Origin of the sequence: Gilvimarinus sp. DA14, from assembly GCF_024204685.1 — a bacterium.
Taxonomy (GTDB): Bacteria; Pseudomonadota; Gammaproteobacteria; order Pseudomonadales; family Cellvibrionaceae; genus Gilvimarinus.
The window spans coordinates 3,315,672-3,338,448 of sequence record NZ_CP100350.1; the positions used below are offsets into that span (position 1 = coordinate 3,315,672).

The 22,777-nt window shown below is 55.2% G+C and carries 22 protein-coding genes; 10 read left to right on the forward strand and 12 right to left on the reverse strand.

Features of this window, described 5'->3' with window-relative positions; translation table 11 throughout:
• Positions 1 to 166: 166 nt before the first annotated feature.
• The 4 genes from NHM04_RS14490 (at position 167) to NHM04_RS14505 (ending at position 4,658) form a co-directional block, all read left to right on the forward strand.
• The gene (locus NHM04_RS14490; RefSeq protein WP_254264470.1) at positions 167 to 2,449 is read left to right on the forward strand and encodes a DUF1631 domain-containing protein; all 2,283 of its coding nucleotides are present in this window, start codon (positions 167 to 169) and stop codon (positions 2,447 to 2,449) included.
• A gap of 213 nt (positions 2,450 to 2,662) precedes the next feature.
• Positions 2,663 to 3,223, forward strand: a complete 561-nt coding sequence (ampD, locus tag NHM04_RS14495; protein ID WP_254264471.1) for a 1,6-anhydro-N-acetylmuramyl-L-alanine amidase AmpD — start codon at positions 2,663 to 2,665, stop codon at positions 3,221 to 3,223.
• A gap of 27 nt (positions 3,224 to 3,250) precedes the next feature.
• A complete protein-coding gene (gene ampE, locus NHM04_RS14500; protein ID WP_254264472.1) occupies positions 3,251 to 4,153 on the forward strand; it encodes a regulatory signaling modulator protein AmpE in 903 nt (300 codons plus the stop codon).
• Between the two features lie 19 nt (positions 4,154 to 4,172).
• Entirely contained in the window at positions 4,173 to 4,658 is a 486-nt protein-coding gene (locus tag NHM04_RS14505) for a YajQ family cyclic di-GMP-binding protein (protein WP_254264473.1), read from the forward strand.
• A 39-nt stretch (positions 4,659 to 4,697) separates the two neighbouring features.
• On the opposite strand, the gene cysZ is transcribed toward NHM04_RS14505, so the two are convergent.
• Genes cysZ through gatC form a run of 5 tightly spaced genes read right to left on the reverse strand, consistent with a single transcriptional unit; the run spans position 4,698 to position 9,021 of the window.
• Complete coding sequence (gene cysZ / locus NHM04_RS14510; protein WP_254264474.1) at positions 4,698 to 5,465, reverse strand: sulfate transporter CysZ; 768 nt, start codon at positions 5,463 to 5,465, stop codon at positions 4,698 to 4,700.
• A complete protein-coding gene (locus NHM04_RS14515; protein WP_254264475.1) occupies positions 5,466 to 5,762 on the reverse strand; it encodes a PA4642 family protein in 297 nt (98 codons plus the stop codon). It abuts the gene before it with no gap.
• Positions 5,759 to 7,207, reverse strand: coding sequence for an Asp-tRNA(Asn)/Glu-tRNA(Gln) amidotransferase subunit GatB (gene gatB, locus NHM04_RS14520; RefSeq protein WP_254264476.1), 1,449 nt, complete (start codon positions 7,205 to 7,207; stop codon positions 5,759 to 5,761). Before gatB ends, NHM04_RS14515 begins: the two co-directional genes overlap by 4 nt.
• Positions 7,208 to 7,219: 12 nt before the next feature.
• Positions 7,220 to 8,674: an Asp-tRNA(Asn)/Glu-tRNA(Gln) amidotransferase subunit GatA gene (gene gatA, locus NHM04_RS14525; protein ID WP_254264477.1), complete on the reverse strand. Its 1,455-nt coding sequence runs from the start codon at positions 8,672 to 8,674 to the stop codon at positions 7,220 to 7,222.
• A 59-nt stretch (positions 8,675 to 8,733) separates the two neighbouring features.
• Positions 8,734 to 9,021, reverse strand: coding sequence for an Asp-tRNA(Asn)/Glu-tRNA(Gln) amidotransferase subunit GatC (gene gatC / locus NHM04_RS14530; RefSeq protein ID WP_254264478.1), 288 nt, complete (start codon positions 9,019 to 9,021; stop codon positions 8,734 to 8,736).
• 340 nt (positions 9,022 to 9,361) lie between these two features.
• Between gatC and NHM04_RS14535 the strand changes: the two genes are divergently transcribed.
• The 6 genes from NHM04_RS14535 to NHM04_RS14560 all read left to right on the forward strand — a co-directional run bounded on the left by NHM04_RS14535 (position 9,362) and on the right by NHM04_RS14560 (position 17,885).
• Positions 9,362 to 10,396: a rod shape-determining protein gene (locus tag NHM04_RS14535; protein WP_020207959.1), complete on the forward strand. Its 1,035-nt coding sequence runs from the start codon at positions 9,362 to 9,364 to the stop codon at positions 10,394 to 10,396.
• 72 nt (positions 10,397 to 10,468) lie between these two features.
• On the forward strand, positions 10,469 to 11,293 hold the full coding sequence (gene mreC / locus NHM04_RS14540; protein WP_256527349.1) for a rod shape-determining protein MreC: 825 nt from the start codon (positions 10,469 to 10,471) through the stop codon (positions 11,291 to 11,293).
• Positions 11,293 to 11,793 (forward strand): rod shape-determining protein MreD, encoded by a 501-nt coding sequence (mreD, locus tag NHM04_RS14545; RefSeq protein WP_254264479.1) that lies wholly within the window; start codon positions 11,293 to 11,295, stop codon positions 11,791 to 11,793. Before mreC ends, mreD begins: the two co-directional genes overlap by 1 nt.
• Before the next feature lie 16 nt (positions 11,794 to 11,809).
• The gene (locus tag NHM04_RS14550) at positions 11,810 to 12,391 is read left to right on the forward strand and encodes a nucleoside triphosphate pyrophosphatase (RefSeq protein WP_254264480.1); all 582 of its coding nucleotides are present in this window, start codon (positions 11,810 to 11,812) and stop codon (positions 12,389 to 12,391) included.
• Positions 12,392 to 12,416: 25 nt separating this feature from the next.
• Positions 12,417 to 13,886 carry a ribonuclease G gene (gene rng / locus NHM04_RS14555; protein WP_254264481.1) on the forward strand — a complete coding sequence of 490 codons (1,470 nt, stop codon included), beginning with the start codon at positions 12,417 to 12,419 and terminating at the stop codon, positions 13,884 to 13,886.
• Between the two features lie 24 nt (positions 13,887 to 13,910).
• Complete coding sequence (locus NHM04_RS14560) at positions 13,911 to 17,885, forward strand: YhdP family protein (RefSeq protein ID WP_254264482.1); 3,975 nt, start codon at positions 13,911 to 13,913, stop codon at positions 17,883 to 17,885.
• 23 nt (positions 17,886 to 17,908) lie between these two features.
• Here NHM04_RS14560 and yjgA read toward each other — a convergent pair whose 3' ends face one another.
• The 7 genes from yjgA to lptB all read right to left on the reverse strand — a co-directional run bounded on the left by yjgA (position 17,909) and on the right by lptB (position 22,776).
• Positions 17,909 to 18,427, reverse strand: a complete 519-nt coding sequence (gene yjgA / locus NHM04_RS14565) for a ribosome biogenesis factor YjgA (protein ID WP_254264483.1) — start codon at positions 18,425 to 18,427, stop codon at positions 17,909 to 17,911.
• Positions 18,428 to 18,432: 5 nt separating this feature from the next.
• Entirely contained in the window at positions 18,433 to 18,708 is a 276-nt protein-coding gene (locus NHM04_RS14570; protein WP_254264484.1) for an HPr family phosphocarrier protein, read from the reverse strand.
• A complete protein-coding gene (gene rapZ / locus NHM04_RS14575; protein WP_254264485.1) occupies positions 18,708 to 19,586 on the reverse strand; it encodes an RNase adapter RapZ in 879 nt (292 codons plus the stop codon). Before rapZ ends, NHM04_RS14570 begins: the two co-directional genes overlap by 1 nt.
• A 5-nt stretch (positions 19,587 to 19,591) precedes the next feature.
• Positions 19,592 to 20,050: a PTS IIA-like nitrogen regulatory protein PtsN gene (gene ptsN / locus NHM04_RS14580; RefSeq protein WP_305881971.1), complete on the reverse strand. Its 459-nt coding sequence runs from the start codon at positions 20,048 to 20,050 to the stop codon at positions 19,592 to 19,594.
• Position 20,051: 1 nt separating this feature from the next.
• Complete coding sequence (gene hpf, locus NHM04_RS14585) at positions 20,052 to 20,342, reverse strand: ribosome hibernation-promoting factor, HPF/YfiA family (RefSeq protein WP_254264487.1); 291 nt, start codon at positions 20,340 to 20,342, stop codon at positions 20,052 to 20,054.
• Between the two features lie 50 nt (positions 20,343 to 20,392).
• Complete coding sequence (locus NHM04_RS14590) at positions 20,393 to 21,913, reverse strand: RNA polymerase factor sigma-54 (RefSeq protein WP_254264488.1); 1,521 nt, start codon at positions 21,911 to 21,913, stop codon at positions 20,393 to 20,395.
• A gap of 137 nt (positions 21,914 to 22,050) precedes the next feature.
• Positions 22,051 to 22,776, reverse strand: a complete 726-nt coding sequence (lptB, locus tag NHM04_RS14595; protein WP_254264489.1) for an LPS export ABC transporter ATP-binding protein — start codon at positions 22,774 to 22,776, stop codon at positions 22,051 to 22,053.
• Position 22,777: the final 1 nt, after the last annotated feature.

A 22,777-nucleotide genomic window follows, 5' to 3' on the forward strand; every position in this document is an offset into this window, starting at 1 on the left:
ATGGTAAAAAGTTATAATTTTCTGTAATTAATTTCCGGCGGGCATAAGAGGCGGAGTCCTTTAGTGATAACTGTGATATATCGCCCATTGTGTAAAACTTCTGCGGTAATTGCCGATATAGAGTTTTATACTACAAGCTGAAAAATTCCCTACCGGGTGCATTGACATGTCCAGTTCAGGTTCAAAAAACCGTGAAAATGTTGTTCCGCTAAAGCCGGAGCAAAAGCGCTCTGCCGAAGCGGCACTGGCGCGTATGCCCGCGCCCATGCATCAGCTGCGGGAAAAGTCGCGCATGCAACTACAAGTTATGCTGCGCGATCTGTTCGACAAGGCCGATGATGCCCTGTTTGAGTTGGCCGATAAGGCCACCAATAACCACGAGCAAAACCTGTTTTTCGATTCTATGCGCCAGGTGCGCCTGCGCCGTAAAGAGACTGAAGCGGAGTTTTTTCGCCGTATCGACATCGGTTTTGCCCGTCTGCTCTCGCCCGAGAGCTTTGCCGACCGGGTAGAAGAGCCCGAAGTGTCGCTGGACAATATGGCTTTGGTAGAGAACGACGAGCTGGAAGAAATGGTGGCCAGCGAAACCATGGTCAACCGCGCCAGCGAGCAGTTTGCCGAAAAACTCCAGCACCTGACTCTGCGTATGGACCAGTTGGTTCCTGCCAAGGTGTATTTAAAGAACAACCCCGTAGGCCCCGAGGTTATTTGCCAGGGGTTTGTGGCGGCTGCGGGCGCCATTGAAATTGATGTAAAAGCGCGCCTGGTGCTCTTTAAACTGTTCGACCGCCAGGTGATGAGCCAGCTGGGCGAGGTTTACGAGCTGCTTAACCAGCAGCTGATTGACGCCAATATTCTGCCCTCAATGCGTGGCACGCCCAAAGTGCAGCGCGAGCAGCACCGTAAGCCAGCACCAGGTGCAGCCGATAGCGATGCCGCGCAGGCGGGCTATGGCGAGATGGATGAGGGCTCGGAACAGGTACTGCTGCAACTGCGTGAGCTGCTGCAGGGTCAGCGCGGCGGCGCTCAGGGCTCAGGCGCTCCGGCGCCTGCTGCTGCAGGCCAGGGTTCGGGTTTGTCATCGCAAGATGTGCTGTCTTTATTGAGCATGGCGCAGCAGCGCACGGTGGAGCGCGGCCAACCGCTGGCTTCTGCCAGTGAAGTAAAATCGCTGCTAAGCGGCTTATTGGCGCAAAGCGGCGCACCCAACAAAGATATCAACCAGGTGGATGAAGACGTAATCAACCTGGTGAGCATGATGTTTGAGTTTATTCTCGAAGATCGTAGCCTGGCGGCCCCCATGAAGGCACTGCTGGCCCGCTTGCAAATTCCCATGATTAAAGTAGCCATTGCCGATAAGTCGTTTTTTGGTAAGGGTGGCCACCCGGCGCGCCGTTTGTTAAACGAAATGGCAACTGCCGCTCTGGGGTGGCAAGATACCGGCGAAGAAAATCGCGTCAAAGACGCGCTCTACCGCAAGGTTGATGAAACCGTGGGCCGGGTGCTGGCCGATTACAGCAAGGATGTCAGTATTTTTGAGGTGCTGCTGCTGGAGTTTCGCGCCTTTCAAGAGAAAGAAAAGCGCCGCGCCAAAATTTTGGAGCAGCGCACTATCGATGCCGAAGATGGCAAGGCTAAATCCCAGCGCGCCCGCGCCGAGGTAGATGCGGCCCTGGCAGAGATAACCGCAGGCGTCGAGGTGCCCCATGCGGCGGCTCAGCTGTTGGCGGCAGCCTGGTCTAATGCCATGTTTATTACCTGCCTGAAAGAGGGCGCTGACAGCGAGGCCTTTGAAGCGCAGCTGAATACCGCCCGTGATCTGGTGTGGAGTACGACCGCCACTATGGACACCGAAAACCGGCAGAAACTGTTAAAGCTGGTGCCGGGCCTGCTGGCGCGTTTGCGCAAAGGGTTGGAGGATATTGCCTTTAATCCCTACCAGATGGGGCAAATGTTTAAGGCCTTGGAAAAACTGCACCTGGATATTTTGCGCGGCAAGGTCGAAGTATCGCCGCCACCTCAGCAAACAGCTACAGAGGAAAACGCGCCTGCCGCTGAGTCGCAGATGGAGCCGTCAGATAATCTGGTGCCCGAGCCTACCCTGGCCGAGCAGGCCCATGCCGATGCGATGGTAGAGTTGGTGCCCGAGAGCGAAGACTTTTTGGATACTCAGCACTTGGCGTTGGTGTCTAACCTTACTCAGGGCTCTTGGTTTGAAATGACGACCGATTCTGGCGATAAATGCCGCTGTCGCCTGGCCGCGATTATTAAGCCCACTGGCAAATACATTTTTGTTAACCGCACCGGCATGAAAGTCGCCGAGCAAACTCGCGAAGGCCTAGCTTGTGCGCTGCGCGATGGCAAAATGCAGCTGCTGGATGACGGTATGCTATTTGACCGGGCGCTTGAGTCTGTGATTGGCAGCTTGCGTCAGTCGCGCGGGGTGTAATGATTGCGTCAGATATCTGAGGCTTGATGTCTGGCGCTAGGTTTTTACTAACGGAAAATTTTAGCGGGTGTAAAAGTCTGCTGCTTTCTTGCTCTTCCATTGTCATAACGCTGCTCTGCCTCGCTTTGCGTTGTTTATCTTCTGTTTCTCGCTTAGACCTTGCTGTCTGTCAAAGCTATACTTCGGCCTCTGGTAAATTCGGAGAGACGTGTAGTGAGCTTTGTAATTGCGGACGGCTGGTTTGAAGGGGTAAAGCATTGCCCATCGCCCAACTTCGGCGAGCGTCCTGCCGGGAGCGACATCAGTTTATTGGTAATTCACAATATCAGCCTGCCTCCAGGTGAGTATGAGAATGGCCATGTCGAGCGATTTTTCACCAATTGCCTGGATGCCGAGGCTCACCCTTACTTTGCCGAAATAGCCCAGCTGCAGGTTTCGGCGCACGCCTTAATCAGCCGCTCGGGCGAGTTGGTGCAATTTGTCAGTCTTGACGACCGCGCCTGGCATGCGGGGCGTTCGTGCTTTGCCGGCGTAGAAGAGTGCAACGATTACAGCATTGGTATTGAGCTGGAAGGCACGGATACAGACCCCTACACCGACGCCCAGTATCAGACCCTGACACAAGCGGCGCAGGCTATAATGCGAAAGTACCCTGGGGTTACCTCGAATAGAATTGCCGGGCACAGTGATATTGCTCCAGGGCGTAAAACAGACCCCGGCGATGCATTTGATTGGGCGCGTTTTTTACAGGCCTTGAAGCATGACACCCCTTGAGCAAAAGCAACTAAACGGATTGGGACTATGACATTCTTAAGTTTGGTGATTGTGCTGCTACTGGTGCAGTGGTGGGGTTCGGGCAGACCACTGCAAAAGGATGCCTGGCTATTGCGGTTTTGGTTGTGGCTGGACAGCAAAGCCAATCTGCCGTTGCCGCTAAAGGTGTTTTTAGCAGTCGCTACGCCCGTTGTGGTTGTGGTGTTACTGGTGGCCTGGGTTCACGGCGAGGTGGCCGGCTTGTGGCTGCTGTTAATCAATATTGCGGTATTGCTGTACAGCTTGGGGCGCGGCAAGTTTAGCGAGCCGCTACAAGAGTACATAGCGGCGGCCCACAGTGATCAGTCGGTGCGGGCGACGCATATCGTCGATGAAATGAATCTCGACCCGCAGCTGCGCAGTGAAATGCACGAAGAAGACTGGCTGACTTTAAATCACGATGCATTGCGAGTGTTTTCCTATCGCGGCTTTGAGCGCATGTTTGCCGTGCTTTTCTGGTTTTTGCTATTAGGGGCGCCTGGCGCCCTGGCGTACCGTTTGTTGATTATTCTCTGGTCGCAAATGCTCGAAACCAACCATAAGGGTGCACCCTTAATGACCAAGGTGGTTACTTGGATTGAGTGGCCAGCCGCGTGTTTAATGGGGTTGTCGTGGGCGCTGGTGGGTAATTTTGATGCCTGTGTCAAACCTTTGCGGCAGGGGGTGACCAATGCGTCTGAGCCTACGCCCGTCTACCTTGCCCGGGTATTGCGCGGCGCACTGGGAGAGGACATTGCCGACGATCAAAAGGCCGCCACTAACACGGCTACGCAAACCGTGAAGATAGAGCCGGCCTACAGCTTGAGCTTGGTAGAACAAATTGGCGGTATGTTCTCGCGCGCACTTTTGTTGTGGGTGGTACTGGCTGCCGTGGCAACATTAATTTTTTAATCAATTGGGGGAATACGCCATGCCATCGTTCGATGTGGTGTCAGAAGTCGATAAGCATAATTTAACTAACGCCGTGGACCAGGCGGGTCGTGTGGTCACTGGGCGTTACGATTTTAAAGGCGTGGAGGCTGCTAAATTCGAGTTAAAAGAATACTTGGTTACCATGACCGCCGAAGGCGATTTTCAGCTCAAGCAAATGCTGGATATTCTGCAGAGTGCGCTGATGAAAAACGGCATCGACATCGCCTGCCTGGACACCAAGCCACCGCGCCCCAGCGGCAAACTCACAGTGCAAGAAGTGGTGGTGCAAACCGGCATTGAACAAGATCTTGCGAAAAAGATCGTGAAAATGATCAAAGAGCAAAAGCTGAAAGTACAGGCGCAGATTCAGGGCGATCAACTGCGGGTAACCGGTAAAAAGCGCGACGACTTGCAGAGTGTGATCGCGTTTCTAAAAGGCGCGGATATCGACCAACCACTGCAGTTTAATAATTTTCGGGATTAATAATTTAATAGGTGGCGCTAAAGGCGCCGCCTTTGTTTTTCATCTGACATCCGACCTCAGACGTCCGACATCATTTTCCTCTCGCATTTCCTCCACCCAATAAACCGTCGCGCCCGCCACGGCAATTGGCATCACAAAAATGTTCACAACTGGAATCATACTGCCCAGCATCACCAGGCCGCCAAAGCTGTAGCTGGTGAGCGGCGCGGCGCCGAGTTTTTTACGTAGTTGGGGGAAGGGCGTTTGGTGATTATCCGCTGGGTAGTCCACATACTGAACTGACATGCACCAGGCGGCCCACAGGGTGGTAATGGCCAGCACAATCAGGTTTAGGCCGGGAATAAACCAGCTAATCATCACTACGAGCAGCACCAGCAGGCCTCGGGTAAAAAAGTACCACAGCTTGACCAGTTCACGCCCGAGAGTACGGGGGATTAGCTGAGCCCAAGTTTCTTCGGGTGGGCTGGTGCCGGTGAGCTTGGTTTCTATTTTTTCGGCTAGAAACCCATAAAACGGAGCGGCAATTAAGTTAGTGAGCAGGTTGAAGCTATAACCGTAAAATACAAGCAAAGCCAGGGCGAAAACGGCCCATAGCACCCAGGCTAAAAATTCCAACCAGCCGGGTAGCCAGCCCATCAGCATAGTTAATACATCGCTGAATAAATGAACTAGTGCAATGGTGGTGAGGATAAAAACCACCACATTGGCCAGCAGCGGCACTACGATAAAACGCCTGAGCCCCGGGGTGGTAATTAGATGTGCCCCGCGGCTCAGGTAGTCGAGCGCCTTGGCAGGATTGCCCCGCACTTATTTGGCTCCGGCTTGCTCCAGCGCGGCGATATAATCATCCGCGTGGCGATGGGTTTTAATGGTTTGCAAAAAAGTTTTACCTTCGGGGCCTTCGGCGTTTAAGTCGCGGCCCTGCTCGGTAAAGAACTTTACAAAAGTGGCAAAGTTTTCTTCGCGCATGCCTCGGTAGGCTTTTTCCAGTAGGTGGTAATCCTGGTTAATGCCATCGGGGGCAGGGTAGTTAAAAAAGCTTTTAATGCGCTCGTCATCAAATACTTCGCCCAGTACTTTTTGCTTGTCTTTTTTCAGTGTCATTGTTCGTCTAACTTCTTCAGTAGGATTTCGTTAACGGCCTGAGGATTCGCCTGGCCTTTGCTGGCTTTCATGATCTGGCCGACAAAAAAGCCCAGCATTTTGGGGCGTTTTTTCTCGTCGGCGTTTTTGTAGTTGTCCACCTGAGCCTGATTGTTGGCGATGACTTCGTCCACCATTTTCTCAATCGCGCCTGTGTCGGACACCTGTTTTAAGCCGCGCTTTTCAATAATGCTGTCTGGCTCGCCTTCGCCACTGGTCATGGCCTCGAACACCTGTTTGGCAATTTTGCCCGAAATGGTGCCGTCTTTGATACGGCTGATCAGTTGCGCCAAGTGCTCGGCGCTTACCGGGCAGTCCGCCAGTTTTTGCTCGGACTTATTCAGGTAGGCGGCCAGGTCCACCATAACCCAGTTGGCGGCAAGCTTAGGCTCGCCCGAGGTTTTGGCAACGCTTTCAAAGTAATCCGCAGTGGCGCGCTCGGCGGTCAGCACGGTGGCATCATAGCTGGATAGGTTGTAGTCGCTGACAAAACGATCGCGCTTGGCGTCCGGCAGCTCTGGCAAATTGTTTTTAATTTCGGCGATATAGTCATCGTCTAGAATGACTGGCAACAAGTCGGGGCAGGGGAAGTAGCGGTAGTCGTTAGCGACTTCCTTGCTGCGCATTGAGCGGGTTTCGTTTTTGTCGGCATCGTACAGGCGGGTTTCCTGCACCACTTTGCCGCCGTCTTCGATCAAATCAATCTGGCGCTCAACTTCGACGTTAATGGCTTTTTCCACAAACTTAAACGAGTTGATGTTTTTGATTTCGCAGCGGGTGCCGTATTCCTCTTCACCTTTTAAGCGCACCGAGACATTGGCGTCGCAGCGCATAGAGCCTTGAGACATTTCGCCGTCGGAAATGCCCAGGTAGGTGATGATGGAGTGAATTTTTTTCAGGTAGGCCACCGCCTCTTCGGCCGAGCGCATGTCCGGCTCCGAGACGATTTCAATTAGCGGAGTGCCGGCGCGGTTTAAGTCGATACCGCTCATGCCCTGGTAGTCTTCGTGCAGGGATTTACCCGCGTCTTCTTCCAGGTGAGCGTGGTGCAGGCGGATGGATTTGGTCTCGCCGTTTTCCAGCTCAATGTCGATCACGCCCGGGCCAACGATAGGCTCTTCCAGCTGAGTGGTCTGGTAGCCTTTGGGCAGGTCGGGGTAAAAGTAGTTTTTGCGCTCAAACACCGAGCGCTTACCGATCTCGGCATTCATCGCCAGGCCGAACATAACCGCGTAGCGAAACGCCTGTTCGTTAGCTACCGGCAGGGTGCCGGGCATGGCCAGATCAATGGCGCAGGCCTGCGAGTTGGGGGCAGCACCGAAAGCGGTGCTGGCGCCCGAGAATATTTTTGATTGGGTGGAAAGCTGTACGTGAATTTCCAGCCCGATCACCGTTTCCCATTCCATAGTGCTTACCTCTTACGCTGTTTCGGGGGCCAACTGCTGGTGAAAGTCAGTGGCGAGCTGGAATTGATGGGCCACATTGAGCAGCTTGCTCTCGGCAAAATAGTTGCCGATCAGCTGCAGGCCCACGGGCTTGTTGTCCACCATGCCGCAGGGTATCGACAGACCGGGCAGGCCCGCCAGATTGGTGGCGATGGTGTAGATATCTTCGAGGTACATAGCCACCGGGTCGTCCGACTTGGCGCCGAACTCAAACGCCGGTGAGGGCGAGGTGGGGCCGAGCACCACGTCAACCTGGTTAAAAGCGTCCACGAAGTCCTGCTTGATGAGGCGGCGCACCTGCTGTGCCTTGTTGTAGTAGGCGTCGTAGTAACCCGCCGACAGGGCGTAGGTGCCCACCAGAATACGGCGTTTAACTTCGTCTCCAAAGCCTTCGCCGCGCGAGCGCTTATACAGATCGGCCAGATCTTTCGGATCGTCGCAGCGGTGGCCGTAGCGCACGCCGTCAAAACGCGACAGGTTGGCGGAACACTCGGCGGGGGCGATTACATAATAAGCGGGAACCGCCAGGTGAGTGTGGGGCAGGCTGATGGATTTGGTGGTCGCGCCCAGCGATTCGTAGACTTTAATCGCCGCCTGCACCCGCTCGGCGGTTTGCGGGTTTAAGCCCTCGCCGAAGTACTCTTCGGGGATGCCGATGGTCAGGCCTTGCAGGCTATCACCGAGTTTGGCCGTGTAATCTTCTAGGGGTTCGTCCACGCAGGTGGAGTCTTTGGCATCGAAGCTCGCCATGGCGTTGAGCATAATGGCGGAGTCTTCGGCGGTACGGGTTAAGGTGCCCGCCTGGTCCAGGCTGGAGGCGAAGGCGATCATGCCCCAGCGCGATACCCGCCCGTAGGTGGGCTTGAGGCCGGTCAGGTTACACAGTGCCGCCGGCTGGCGAATCGAGCCGCCGGTATCACTGGCGGTGGCTGCTGGTGCCAACAGCGCTGCGACGGCGGCGGCCGAACCACCCGAGGAGCCGCCGGGGACACAGTTGGTGTTCCAGGGGTTTTTTACCGGGCCGTAGTAGCTGGTTTCGTTGGACGAGCCCATAGCGAATTCGTCCATATTGGTTTTGCCCAGCATGACCGCGCCCGCTTTTTGGTAGTTCTCGACGATGGTGGCGTCGTAGGGGGCGATAAAGTTGTCCAGCATCTTGCTGCCGCAGCTGGTGCGGATGCCGGTGGTGCAAAAGATATCTTTGTGAGCGATAGGTACGCCGCACAGGGGGCTGTTGTCGCCCGCGGCCAGGCGCTGGTCAGCGGCCTCGGCCTGGGCCAGGGCGGCCTCTTCGGTGACGGTAATGTAGCTGTTGTAGGTGCCGTCGCGCTCTTTAATCCGCTGTAAATAATGGCGGGTCAGCTCGACGCTGGAAAATTCTTTACTGCGCAGCCCCTCGATAAGCTGGGCAATGGTTTTGGTATGCATGTACAGGGTCCTTGCGTAGGATGAGCTGTGAATTCGTCTTGGGTCCGGGTGCGCCGCGCTTATTCGATGACTCGCGGCACCAGGTACAGGCCGTCTTCGGTGGCCGGGGCCATGGCCTGCAGGGCGTCGCGCTGATCGGTTTCGGTTACCTGGTCGGCGCGCAAACGCTGCACCGCATCCAGCGGGTGGGCCATGGGGGCAACGCCTGCGGTGTCGGCCGCCTGCAGTTGGTCTACCAGCTCTAAAACCTGAGAAATACTGTCGGCCGTGGCGCCGGCGGCCTCGGTGGAAATTTCCAGTTTTGCCAGTTCGGCCAGTTTTTCGATATCGGATTGATTTACAGCCATGGGCTTAGCTCCGCCTTGCTCGCGCGTTCGCGCATTGGTCAAAAGTTGGCAATTTTAAGGGGTGATTTGGCAAGTGCCCACTAAAATGAAGACAAAAATGCCGAGATTGCCCGAAAAGGCGCTAAAGTTATCACATTTGCGCCTTGCCCTAAATCCCTGCCGTTGATAGAGTGCCAGCATTGGCGAGAGGTCTGCCGTGAGCGCGTATTGACGCGCCGGAAGGCCGCCCCACACGAACACCTTAACCCTGCCCTCGGGGTGGTAAGTAACAGAATTTTGCTGCTCGGGCTGCTACCACGTCAGCCCGGGCACTTTTAGTATCTTAAGGCCAGCAATAAACATGTTTAAATATCTTCGCGGCGCTTTTTCCAACGACCTTTCTATTGATCTCGGTACAGCCAACACGCTTATTTATGTGCGCGGACGCGGTATCGTGCTCGACGAGCCCTCCGTAGTGGCCATTCGCCATCACAACGGGCAAAAAATTGTCGAGGCGGTGGGCACCGAAGCCAAACGCATGCTGGGCCGTACCCCAGGCAATATTACCGCCATTCGCCCCTTAAAAGACGGCGTGATTGCCGACTTCCAAGTTACCGAGAAAATGCTGCAGCACTTTATTCGCAAAGTGCACGAAAATAGTTGGTTTGCCCCCAGCCCCCGGGTGTTGATCAGTGTTCCCTGTTTATCCACCGAAGTAGAAAAGCGCGCGATTCGCGAATCGGCCCTGGGCGCCGGCGCCCTAGAGGTACGCTTAATAGAGGAACCCATGGCGGCCGCCATTGGCGCGGGCCTAAAAGTGGCCGAGGCCAGTGGTTCGATGGTGGTGGATATCGGTGGCGGTACGACCGAAATTGCCGTAATCAGCTTAAACGGCGTGGTTTACTCCGATTCTGTGCGCATTGGTGGTGACCGCTTTGATGAGGCCATTGTCAACTATGTGCGCCGTCACTACGGCAGCATTATTGGCGATGCCACCGCCGAGCGCATCAAGCAAGAGATTGGTTGCGCCTACGCCAGCAGTGAAGTGCGCGAAATTGACGTACGCGGTCGCAATCTGGCCGAGGGTGTGCCCCGCAGCTTTACCTTAAACAGCGACGAAATTCTCGAGGCCCTGCAAGAGCCTTTGGCCGGTATCGTCCAGTCGGTGAAAAGCGCGCTGGAGCAATCTCCGCCCGAGCTGGCCTCGGATATCGCCGAGAGCGGTGTGGTATTGACCGGCGGGGGCGCCCTGCTGCGCGACATTGACCGTTTACTGGCCAACGAGACTGGTCTGCCGTTTGTGGTGGCGGAAGACCCGCTGACCTGCGTGGCTCGCGGCGGTGGTCTGGCCATGGAAATGAACGACAAACGCAATATTGATTTGCTGTCATCTTGATTTTTAGTGGCGCCCGCGAGGGCGCCGGTTTAACTCTGCTTCTGGTACGTCGGAGCAATAGCCATTAAAACGCTGTTTACCAAAGGCCCCGCCGTCAGTTCTCGCTTTGCACTGTTCAGCCTAATTGCGCTGACGCTGGTGCTATTGTCCCTGTACACCGATATTCTGGATGAGCCGCGTCGCCAGCTGAGCGTTATCGCCAAACCCTTCTATCAGGTAACCGATTGGCCCGGCAAGCTTAACGAGTGGCGCAAAGACACATTCGTCTCCCACGGCACTCTGGCCGAGGAAAATCAGCGCCTGGAAACCGAACTTTTGATTCACCAGCGCAAGCTCCAGCAAATGGCGGCCCTGGCGGCGGAAAACGCTCGCTTGCGCCAGCTATTAAACGCCACTGAACTGTTGGAAGACGATGTGCTGGTGGCGGAGCTTATCGGCGTCTCGCCCAACCCTTTGAGTCATACGGTCGTGCTTAATCGCGGTAGCGAAGACGGCGTTTACGAGGGCCAGCCGGTGCTGGATGCTCAGGGCCTGGTGGGCCAGGTAACCGAGGTGGGGCCCGACAGCGCGCGGGTGCTGTTGGTGTCGGATCCCTCTCACGCGCTGCCGGTGCAGGTAAACCGCAATGGTGTGCGCAGTATTGCCGAGGGTACGGGCGATTTGCATCAGCTCAAATTGCGCCATGTGTCCAACACCACTGATATCCGCGAGGGCGATTTGCTGGTCAGTTCCGGCCTGGGACAGAGGTTCCCGGCGGGCTATCCTGTTGCGGTGGTGGAGAAAGTAGTGCGCGATCCCGGCCAGCCCTTTGCCGAAATTATTGTCAAACCCATGGCCGAGTTGGACCGGGTGCGCAATGTTCTGCTGGTATTCGACGCGCCTGTGGTTGATCAGTAATGTTGTGGTTGGATCGGGTTGGCCAGTATCTGCTGGTGCTGACAACATTGCTATTCGCCCTGTTGCTGGATATCTACCCCCTACCGTTCGATTATCAGATCTTCCGCCCGCAGTTTGTACTGCTTGTGGTGATTTACTGGATTAACGTCTTGCCGCAAAGCACCAGTATGACGCTGCTGCTGGTACTGGGTTTGGTACAGGATATTGTGGTGGGTACGCCCCTCGGGCAGCACCCTTTAATGCTGACGGTGGTAGGTTATCTGTGTCTGCGTACCTATCGCCGCGTGCGCCATTTTGCCCGTTGGCAGGCGGCGCTCTGGGTGTTCTTTTTGGTGGTATTGGCGCAGCTGCTGGCCTACTGGGTGCAGTCGCTTTTGGGGCGCGAGTTTGCCGCCGCCGAGTTTATGCTGCCGGCGTTGGCCAGCGCCAGTGTCTGGCCGCTTTTGTCACTGTTGCTGGACGGCTTGCGGCGCAGGCATCGTATCGCCCGGCAGGTCTAGGAATTCGGGAGGATAGATGACGCCGCTTTATCTTGCATCCGGTTCACCGCGTCGGCGTGAGTTGCTGACACAAATTGGCGTTAAGTTCCAGCGTGTGGCGGTAGATGTGCCTGAAGTGCAGGCGCCGAGTGAAACACCATCGGACTATGTTCAGCGTTTGGCTTTGGATAAAGCCCGCGCGGGGTTGCGCGCATTGGACGGCAAGCCGGGTGTTGTCTTGGGGGCTGATACCCTGGGGGTGCTGGATGGCCAAGTGCTGGAAAAGCCGTTAAGCCGTGAACATGGCGCCGATTTGCTGCGTGCCATGTCGGGCCGCGAGCACACCGTTATGACCGCGGTGGCAACCACAGACGGCGAGCGAGAGCTGCTGCGCCTGGTACAGAGCCAGGTTAGGTTTCGGCCGTTAAGCGAAGATGACATAAGCCGCTATTGGCTCACTGGCGAGCCCCAAGACAAAGCCGGTGGCTATGCCATCCAGGGTTTTGGTGCGGTATTTGTCAGTGAGCTGCGTGGCAGTTATTCGGCGGTGGTGGGCCTGCCCCTTGAGGCGACAGCGCAAATGTTGAGCGAGTACAATATCCCTGTCTGGCAATCGTAAAGAAATCTGAGGTGAAAGAGCGGCGGTGAGCGAAGAAATTCTAATTAACGTATCGCCGGTGGAAACCCGAGTGGCATTGGTGGACAACGGTGTGCTGCAAGAGCTCCACATTGAGCGCAGCCATCGCAAAGGATTTGTGGGCAATCTGTACAAGGGCAAGGTGGTGCGGGTACTGCCCGGCATGCAAGCGGCTTTTGTCGATATCGGCCTGGAGCGCACGGGTTTTATTCACGCTCAAGATCTGGTGCCTGAATTTGTCGAGGGAGAATCCCGGCGTGCAGAGTTGCCGGATATCCGAACTTTGGTGCGCGAAGGCCAGACGATCTTGGTGCAGGTCAGTAAAGATCCCATCAGCACCAAAGGCGCGCGCTTAACCACGCATATCACGCTTTCCTCCCGCTATTTGGTTTATATGCCCAACAGCCCGCATATAGGCGTATCCATTCGTATTGATGATGAAGCCGAGCGCGACCGCCTGCGTTCGGCGGTAGAAAGCGCAGTAAAAGAGAGCGATGGTCGCGGTGGTTTTATTGTGCGTACCGTGGCCGAGGGGATTGATGAAGACGCGGTCGTGGCAGATATTCCCTTTTTGCAAAAGCTCTGGCAAGACCTTAACGATAAGCTGGCGGCAGTGGATGTGCCCGCGGTGGTTTATCAGGATATGCCGCTTACCCTGCGTTCGCTGCGCGATCTGGCGCGCTCACCAATTGAAAAAATTCGCGTCGATTCGCGGTTAAGCTGGACCCATATGCGCGAGTTTGCCAATGACTATGCGCCCCAGCTAATCAATATTATCGAGTGTTATCAGGGCGAGCGCCCGCTGTTGGATTTGTACGGGGTTGAAGACGAGATTGCGCGCGCTCTAGATACCCGGGTGCCGTTAAAGTCCAGCGGTTATTTAATTATTGAGCAGACCGAGGCCATGACCACAGTGGATGTAAACACTGGTGCGTTTGTGGGGCGGCGCAATCTCGAAGAAACCATTTTTAAAACCAATATGGAAGCGGCGGGGGCCATCGCGCGGCAGTTGCGGGTACGCAATATCGGCGGAATTATCGTGTTGGATTTTATCGATATGCAAGACCCCGAGCATCAACGCCAAGTGCTGCGCACCTTAGAAAAAGCGCTGGAGAAAGATCACGCTAAAACTAAAATCACCGGCGTGTCGGAGCTGGGGCTGGTGGAAATGACGCGCAAGCGCACCCGTGAGTCCTTGGGGCAAATGCTGTGCGAGCCCTGCCCAATGTGCCGCGGTCGTGGCGAAGTGAAGTCTGCCGAAACCGTATGCTATGAAGTGTTTCGCGAAATTTTGCGTGAAGCGCGCGCCTACGATAACGAAAAATTTCTGGTGCTCGCCGCCTCGGTGGTAGTGGACCGATTGCTGGATGAAGAGGCCGCCTATGTCGCGGACCTGGAGGCGTTTATTGGGCGTACCATCGAGTTTCAGGTGGAGCCACTGTTTAATCAAGAGCAGTACGACATTGTGCTGGTTTGAGTCAGATGATGGTATGACAGTGGTATGAGACGGTTTGTGCGTCTGACATTGCGAATTTTTTACCTCACTGTGGCGTTCACGCTAATCGCGCTTGCGATTGTGGTGCAGCTGGGGCGCAGCCTGACCTATCTGGTAAGCGATTACCGCGAAGAGCTGGCCGCTGTTTTATCGCAGCAAACGGGCACCCGGATTGAGTTGGGTGCGCTAAATGCCCATTGGTCCGGTTTGCAGCCGTTGCTGGAGGCCGATGAGATTCGCATATTCGGCGGCGCCGATAATCATGTGTTGCTGGCCATGGACGAGGCGCAATTGCGGCTGGATTTAGTCTCTTCACTCTGGCAGTGGGCCCCCGTTTGGAGCAGTGTGACGTTGCGCGGTGGCGCCATCACTTTGCAACAGGATGATGCTGGCCGCTGGCGACTGCGCGGCAGCCGCGAGGGTGGCAAGCCCATGTCGGCCGAGTTGCAAGACAAGCTCTTCGATATTCTGCTGGCCTCGCGCCGCATCGGCATTGAACAGACGCAGGTGGATGTCCAGTTTCACTCCGGCGAAAGTATCAATCTGAAGTCTCCCAACCTGTTATTGGAAAATCGTGGCAGCTTCCACCGTTTGCTGTTACAGCTGGGGTTGCCAGAAAACCCACACGCGTTTTATTTAGTAATGGAAGCGGACGGCGATCCGCGTAGGCAGCGCAGTGAATTACAAGGTTATTTGCAGCTGCGTGACTTTCCCCTCGCACGAGTGGCGTCCACTTTGCCAGAGCAGTGGCTACAAAATTCCGCCGTGGACATTTCTGGCCGCCTCGATGCCACCATCTGGCTACGGCGGGATAAAGACCGCGAGCCTTTGCGTTTACAGGGGGATTTACGGCTTGCCGATGCCGGGCTTGAGACCAACTCAGTAAACCTGAGTGTCGATCATTTGCAGACAGATTTGGCGGGACACTATCGGCAGGGTGAATGGCAATTGGGGTTCAAGTCACTGTTTCTCGCCGCTGGAGGCGTGTCCCAGAGCGGATTGAATATATCCCTTGGCCAGGCGTCGGCACAGGCGCCTTTGCTGGCGCGCATGGAGCAGTTGGATTTAACCTGGCTCAGTCGTCAGCTGCAGGCAAGCGGAGCATTTTCCCATAGCGAACTGCTTACTCAATTGTTACAGGATCTCAAGCCGCGAGGTCAATTGCGCTCGCTGCAACTGACCTTGCCGCCAAAGGACTGGACGCAAATGAATATTGCCGCACAGCTACAGGATGTTGCGGTAGAAAGCTGGCGAGGCGTGCCCGCTTTTAGTGGAGTGGGTGGTTACCTGCAATCAAATTTATCCCATGGTCAGATCCAGCTCAATGCGCCGCACGGCTTTTCGATGGCGTTCGACAAGGTTTACGCAGAGCCTTTGGCGTTTGACTCCGCCGGCGGTACGGTAGCTTGGCGAGTGCTGCCAGAGGAAAATGATATTGATGTCTACTCTGGCCCGCTTGAGTTAAGTGATGGCGCCGAGCGGGCGCGGGGCGTGTTTCATCTGTCACTACCTATTAAGCGGAACACTGGCCCCATTGATTTAACCATCGCTCTGACGGCCACCGACGTATTGGCTGAGCAGTACCGCAAGTATTTACCCGAGGTGGTGCCGCAGTCGCTCACCGATTATTTGCAGCGCGGCATTGGTCGCAATAATCCAGGAGTTGCCGAGCGAGGCGCTTTTATTTATCGCGGCACCTTGAATGAAAAAGGCCCGCAAGCCTACAGCGTGGGGTTGGATTTACAGCTGCAGAAGGCGTCGTTTCTCTATCACCCGGATTGGCCGCCGGTGCAGGATGTCAGTGGCCGCTTAGTGGTGGATGACGGTGATTTGCACGGTCGTATTAATGTTGGCGAGATTTATAACAGTGCCATTGTCGATACGCATATCACTCTCAGTGATAACCCGCATGATGATGGCAAGTGGCTTCAGCTGACCGGCAAGGTCGACGGTATTGCCAGCGATGGCCTGCGGATTTTGCGCCAGAGTGTTCTGCGTCGCTATGTCGGCAGCCAGATGGACAGCTGGTATCTGCACGGCGATTTGCTCGCCGCGGTGGATCTGGGAATTCCGCTACAGTCGGGCGCGCAAGGCGCCTATCAAAAGCTGACCATGGATGTGGATGCTTCCATGTTTGCGCTGGATAATTTCAATCTCGAGCTGTCCGACTTGAGCGGCAGAATTTCCTACGATTCTGCAACAGGGCTGGACTCCGAGGATCTGACCGCTCAGCTGTTTGGCTCACCCACTCATATTGATATTGGCACTGTGCGCGATGAGCATGCTACAGCTCTCACCACTATTGATGTTAAAGCTGCCGCCAGCGCTGTCCAGCTGGCTGATTGGAGCGGTCAGCCAATGCTGAATTTTGTCCGCGGCCAGTTACCCTTGGATGTACACATTGAGCTAAATCACAACTACTCGCGCGAGCCAGACGCCAGTGATGATGCGCGGGTAGCTGCGGTGTCGGTCGAGGCGGATTTGCACAGTGCGGCTATTGATCTACCTGCGCCTCTCGGCAAACCGAAAGGGGAATCGGGACTGCTGACGTTAAATTATATTCTCGGCGCCCAGACGGCGCTGGCGGATGTGCACTATCTGGATCGTTTGCGGGCCATGTTGCACTTGACACAGGACGGTAAAAAACTAATGGGCGGTGCTATCAGTTTGGGCGGAGAGCCCGAGCTTGCCGCCGAACCCGCACTGCGTATTACCGGCGAGCTAAACTCGATTGACCCGCAGGCTTGGTTGAGCACCTGGGACAAAGTTAAAACAATGCGCGGCCAAGGCTCGGATGCAGACTTCGCTAATGCCGGTGCGACCCTTGGTATACCCATTGAAGCCGAAATTCTACTCAAGCAGCACAGCATAGCCGGGCTGAAATTGCAGGACCTGGCGCTGAGTTTCAAGCAGCTGCCTGAAGCCTGGCTGCTGGGGTTGGAGCATCCATTGGCAAGCGGTGAGTTGTTCTGGCCCATGGCTGCCGGAGAGCCTTTGCAGCTGGACTTAGTCAGTTTGAATTTACCCGCAAGTTTATTGGAACCCGCTGCGAATGACTCCGAGCAACAGCAGGGTGAAAATGACAATGGCCCGGTGGCAAAGGTGTGGCAGCAGTTGCAAACCTGGCCTGCAGTCGATGTATCTGTGGCGGCGGTAAGTGTAGATGATAAGCCCTATGGTCAGTGGCAGTTCGCTTTTCGCCCAGAGCCGGGACGGCTGAACTTTGTCGATGTGCAAGGCGATATACGGGGTTTGGGTGTGGCTGGCGTAGCGCCGAGCAGTGGTGCGCAAGTGTCTGTATTGTTGAACGAAGAGGGCGTGCAAACTGAGTTACAGGCCCTGCTGAGCGCCACAGATATGGGGCAGGTGTTAAGCGCTTGGGGTGCGCCCGCCAGTATTGAAAGTGAGTCGGCGCGCTATGGTCTGGATTTGGGTTGGCCGGGAGCGCCGCAGGATTTTGCCCTGGCAAAGCTGGTCGGCCAGGTGCAGGCCAATATCGAACAGGGGCGTTTTATTCGCACCAATGCCGGTGCCAGCGAGGGCTTGCTGCGTTTGATGGGGCTGTTTAATTTTGATTCTCTGGCACGCCGGGTGCGCTTGGATTTTTCCGATCTTTATAAAAGCGGATTGACCTTCGACCATATCAACGGTGGCTTAACCTTTGCCAGTGGCACCTTGAATATAACCGAGCCTGTGCAGATGCAGAGCCCGTCGGGGCGGATGCAGCTTTTGGGGGCGGTGGATTTGGTCGAGCAAACCTTGGATACCCGGCTGGTGGCGACCATCCCCATGGGGGGGAATTTAACCGTGATTGCCGCTTTGGCAGCGGGCCTGCCGGCAGCTGCCGGGGTGTTTGTGCTCAGTAAATTATTTGAAGACCAGATGAATAAGGTAACCAGCGTCAGCTACAAAATTAGCGGCAGTTGGGACGACCCGGTATCTGAGTTTGAAGGCGTTGCCGAAGATCTTGGCGCCGAGTGATAGCGGCGCCTTATTTTTTTGAATCAATCGGCCTCGGCCAGAGTGTCGCGTAGGCAGCGAAACAATTTGCGCGCATGGGCGGGCGGTTTATTCTGCGATTTTTCTTTTTGCGCCTGGCGCACCAACTGACGCAGGTGCTGAATATCGACGTTGGGATAGGCTTCGATAAAATCTGACACTGCCTGTTTGTCGCCCGAGAGCATGCGATCGCGCCACTGCTCAATTAAATGCTGACGTTGCACGCTCAAAGAGCCCTGGGCTTTGATCGCCTCCAGACGAGCTTTGACCTCATCGCCATCGACCTTGCGCATCATTTTGCCGATAAACTGCAAATGCCGACGGCGCGCTTCGCGCTGACGAATTCGATGCATCTCGACGATGGCGGCGTGTACTTCCTCTGGCAGCTCGATACTGGCCAGCTGAGTGTCGCTTAATTCGGTGAGCTGTTGTCCCAACTCTTGCAGGGCGTGCATTTCTCTTTTGCGCTGGCTTTTACTGGGGCCTTCGTCAAATTCTTCGTCGTAATCTATTGTATCGTTCACAGCGTTTACTCTTCGTTGAGCTCGTCAAAGCCCGCTTCAATCAGTTGGCATACAGCGTTGAGGGCGTCTTCGGCGCGTTCACCCTCAGCGTGCACACAAATTTCTGTTCCCAGGCCCGCAGCCAGCATCATCAGGGCCATCATGCTGGTGCAATCGGCTCTTTTATCGCAGTGATGTATCTCCACCTTGCAGGGTAGCTCTTTGCCCAGTGCCACCAGCTTGGCCGCGGAGCGGGCGTGAAGGCCTTTGCGATTGACGATGGTGACAGTGCGTTGTGGCATTAATGGGACTCGTGCAAATTGTCATTCAGCTCGCGATGGCGAACCTGAACGTTCTCCAGGCTGCGGCTAAAATGCTGTTGTAGTTTTTCACACAAATACACCGAGCGGTGCTGGCCGCCAGTACAACCGATTGCGATGGTGATGTAGCTGCGGTTGTTGGCTTGGTAGTGTTCCCACCAACGATCCAAAAAATGGCTGATGTCTTGATACATCTGCTGCACCAGCGGTTCCTTGTCTAGAAACGAAATAACGTCGGCGTCTTTACCGGTTTGTCGGCGCAGGTTTGGATCCCAGTGTGGGTTGGGCAGGCAGCGGGCGTCGAACACCAGGTCGGCGTTGTTCGGCGGGCCATGCTTGAAACCGAAAGATTCAAACAGTATCGCCATGCCTTCACTGGCAGGCTCAGCCACTCGGGTTTTAATTAAATCGCGCAGCTGATGCAGATTTAAATCGGTGGTGTTAATGACGATATCGGCGGTATCGCGCATGGGGCCGAGCAGCTGGTGCTCGGTGTTAATCGCCTCATTCAGGTGGCGATGCTTATCGCTCAGGGGATGCTTGCGCCTGGTTTCACTGAAGCGCTGCACAATTTTCTTGGTTTCGGCATCCAGAAACACCACAGTGAATGGCAAATGGGCGTCTTTCAGGGTATGCACCATCTGCGGAAAAATACCCAAGTCTTGCCAGGCGTCGCGAATGTCTATGCCGATGGCAAAGTTCTGATTTTCAGCGTCTTTGTGAACCTGGATTTGCGCCACCAGCGCCGGCAGTAAGCTGACCGGTAGGTTGTCGATACAGTTGTAGCCCGCATCTTCCAGCGCATTCAGGGCTGTACTTTTACCCGAGCCCGATAGCCCGCTGACAATCACTAAATGCATGGTATTTAATCCGGCTGATCTATTGCGGCTTGATACAGCTGCTCTGGCGACTCGGCCCGGCGCAAGGCGTCACGGTAGGGCGCTTCATTTAATGCTGAGGCAAGCGCTGCCAGGGTTTTTAAATGGTCATCTTCGGCTTCGGCCGGAACAAGCATGGCAAATACGACATCCACCGCTTCGCCGTCGATAGCGTCGAAGTCGATGGGCTCTTCAAGGGTGATGAGTGCCCCGAGGGTGGAGTCGCAGCCGGGAATACGGCAGTGGGGAATGGCGATGCCATGGCCGATGCCGGTGGAGCCTAACTTTTCCCGTGCGATAAGCCGCCTGAAAATATCATCGGCATCCATTCCCGGCACCTGCTCGGCAATGGTGTTGGCGAGAATTTCCAGGGCGCGCTTCTTACTCACGCCTTCGATGCGACATAGGGTACGCTGGGGGGAGAGTATTTGATCTATTTGCATGATATCAGCGGTGGCTTTTCAGCTTTTCTTTGTGCTTAATCAACTGGCGATCAAGCTTGTCGGTTAGGGCGTCGATGGCGGCGTAAAGATCCTCGGAGTCAGCGTCGGCAAAAATATCTTTGCCATTGACGTGAATAATAGCTTCGGCTTTTTGGGTGTTTTTTTCGACTTCGAGAATGACGTTGATGCTGGTAATAAATTCGCTGTGGTGGGTCAAACGCTCCAGCTTGGTGTGTACATAGTTATTGATGGCATCGGTAATTTCCAAATGATGACCACTGATGTTCACTTGCATACTAGAGTCCTCTGTTGTCTGGGGCGGCAGTTTGCGCCGCCCCGGAAATGTTACACCAGGCTTTTACGCTCGTTGGACGGCGGAATATTGAGAGATTCCCGGTATTTGGCGATGGTGCGCCTGGCAACCTGAATGCCTTGCTCGGCCAGCATTTGCGTGATCTTGCTGTCGCTGAGGGGCTTTTTCGGGTTTTCGGCGGCAATCAGCTTTTTAATGATAGCTCTAATTGCGGTCGAGGAACATTCACCCCCTGAATCGGTACTGACGTGGGACGAGAAAAAGTACTTCAGCTCGAAAATACCCTGTGGGGTGTGCATATACTTTTGCGTCGTCACCCGCGAGATGGTCGATTCGTGCATTTCTACCAGCTCGGCGATATCGTGCAACACCAGAGGCTTCATGGCCTCGGCGCCATAGTCGAGAAAACCGCGTTGTTTTTCTACGATGCAGGTGGCCACTTTTAACAGGGTTTCATTTCGGCTTTGCAGGCTTTTCAAAAACCAGCGCGCCTCTTGTAAATTGTTCTTTAAAAAGGTGTTTTCGCGGCTGGAGTCGGCGCGTTTTACCAGTGATGCATAGCCCGTGTTAATGCGCAGGCGTGGCGCGATGTCCGGATTTAGCTCCACTGTCCAGCGCCCCTCGCGCTTCTCGACAAACACATCCGGCACCACGTATTCGGTTTCGCGGGTGTCGATAATGTCACCCGGGTGCGGATTGAGGCTCTTTATCAGCGCCACCGCCTGGGCAAGTTCCGGCTCTTTGAGACGGGTTTTACGCATCAATTGGCGGTAATCGCGGCTGCCAAGTAGAGGTAGGTACTGCTGTACGATCAGCTTTGCGGCGTCGAGAAATGGAGTGGATTTATCGAACTGGGACAGTTGCACCAGCAGACAGTCGGTCAGGTTTTCACTGCACACCCCCGAGGGATCAAACTGTTGCAGGCGGCGTTTAACCGCCTGAACTTCGTCTAGCTCAAGCTCTTCGAGGTTTTCGCTGAGGCCTTCGTATATCTCTTCTAGGGTGGTGCTAAGTAGTCCACTGGGCTCGACGGCGTCGATGATTGCCATGGCGATCAGCTCGTCGCGCTCGGACAGGGGCGTGAGATTGAGCTGCCACATCAAGTGATCGTACAGAGATTCGGTGCTGCCACGGCGGCTTTCAAAATCGCTGTCATCGCCTTCGTAATTACTGGCCGGCAGCGCGGGGCCAGAGCTTTCGTAGACGTCATCCCAGCTGGTGTCGACGGGTAGGTCTTGGGGGATGGCCTCACTCCACTCGCTGTCGGCCTGGGGGTCGCCATCGTTGTCACTGCTGTTAGTTGGTGTCTCGGAAGTGGCGTTAGCCGTTTCGCGCGCCTCAGCGGTCTCATGGGTGTCGTTAGCTTCAGAGTTTTTATCGCTCTGTTCGCTGTCGAGGTTTTCCTCCATTTCCAGCATAGGGTTGGAGTCTAGCGCCTCTTGGATTTCCTGTTGTAAATCCAGAGTAGACAACTGCAGCAGGCGAATGGCCTGCTGCAGTTGAGGTGTCATAGTGAGCTGTTGGCCCAGCTTAAGCTGTAGCGATTGCTTCATAATTTTTGATGTTTCTTTCGGGCATTAATCGCAGAGTGTAGTCAGCCTACTGCTCGCAGGCAACACGTTTAAGCAATGTTTATGCCTGAGGCGCAAAAAAATTTAAAAGTCAAGATGGGCTGAGGCGATGTGGGCGCTTAGAGCATGAAGTTTTCGCCCAGATACACTTTGCGTACCTTCGCATTACTGAGGATGTCCTCTGAGTTGCCTTCGGCGATGATATGTCCCTCGGACACAATATAGGCTTTTTCGCAGATGCCCAGCGTCTCGCGCACATTGTGATCGGTGATCAAAATGCCGATATCCCGGTCTTTCAGGTGGCGCACAATCTGCTGAATGTCGCTCACCGAAATGGGGTCGACCCCGGCGAAGGGTTCATCTAGCAAAATAAACGCGGGGTTGGTGGCCAGGGCGCGGGCGATCTCAACGCGGCGCCGCTCGCCGCCAGACAGAGCCATGCCCAGGCTGTCGCGAATGTGAGTGATGTGAAACTCGTGCATCAGAGATTCCAGCTCATCCTTGCGCTGCTCGGCACTGAGATCTTTGCGAGTTTGCAAAATGGCGAGAATGTTATCGGCCACCGAAAGCTTGCGAAACACCGAGGCCTCTTGCGGCAGATAACCAATACCGGCGCGGGCACGCCCGTGAATCGGCAGTGAGGTGAGGTCTTGTTCGTTCAGGCTGACACTGCCGCGATCGGCTTTAACCAGACCTGCAATCATGTAAAAGCAGGTGGTTTTACCGGCGCCGTTTGGGCCCAGTAGGCCGACGATTTCGCCGCTGGAGACGCTGAGGGAAACATCGATAACAACCTGGCGGCCTTTGTAGCTTTTAGCCAGGTTTTGGGCTTTCAGTGTTGCCATG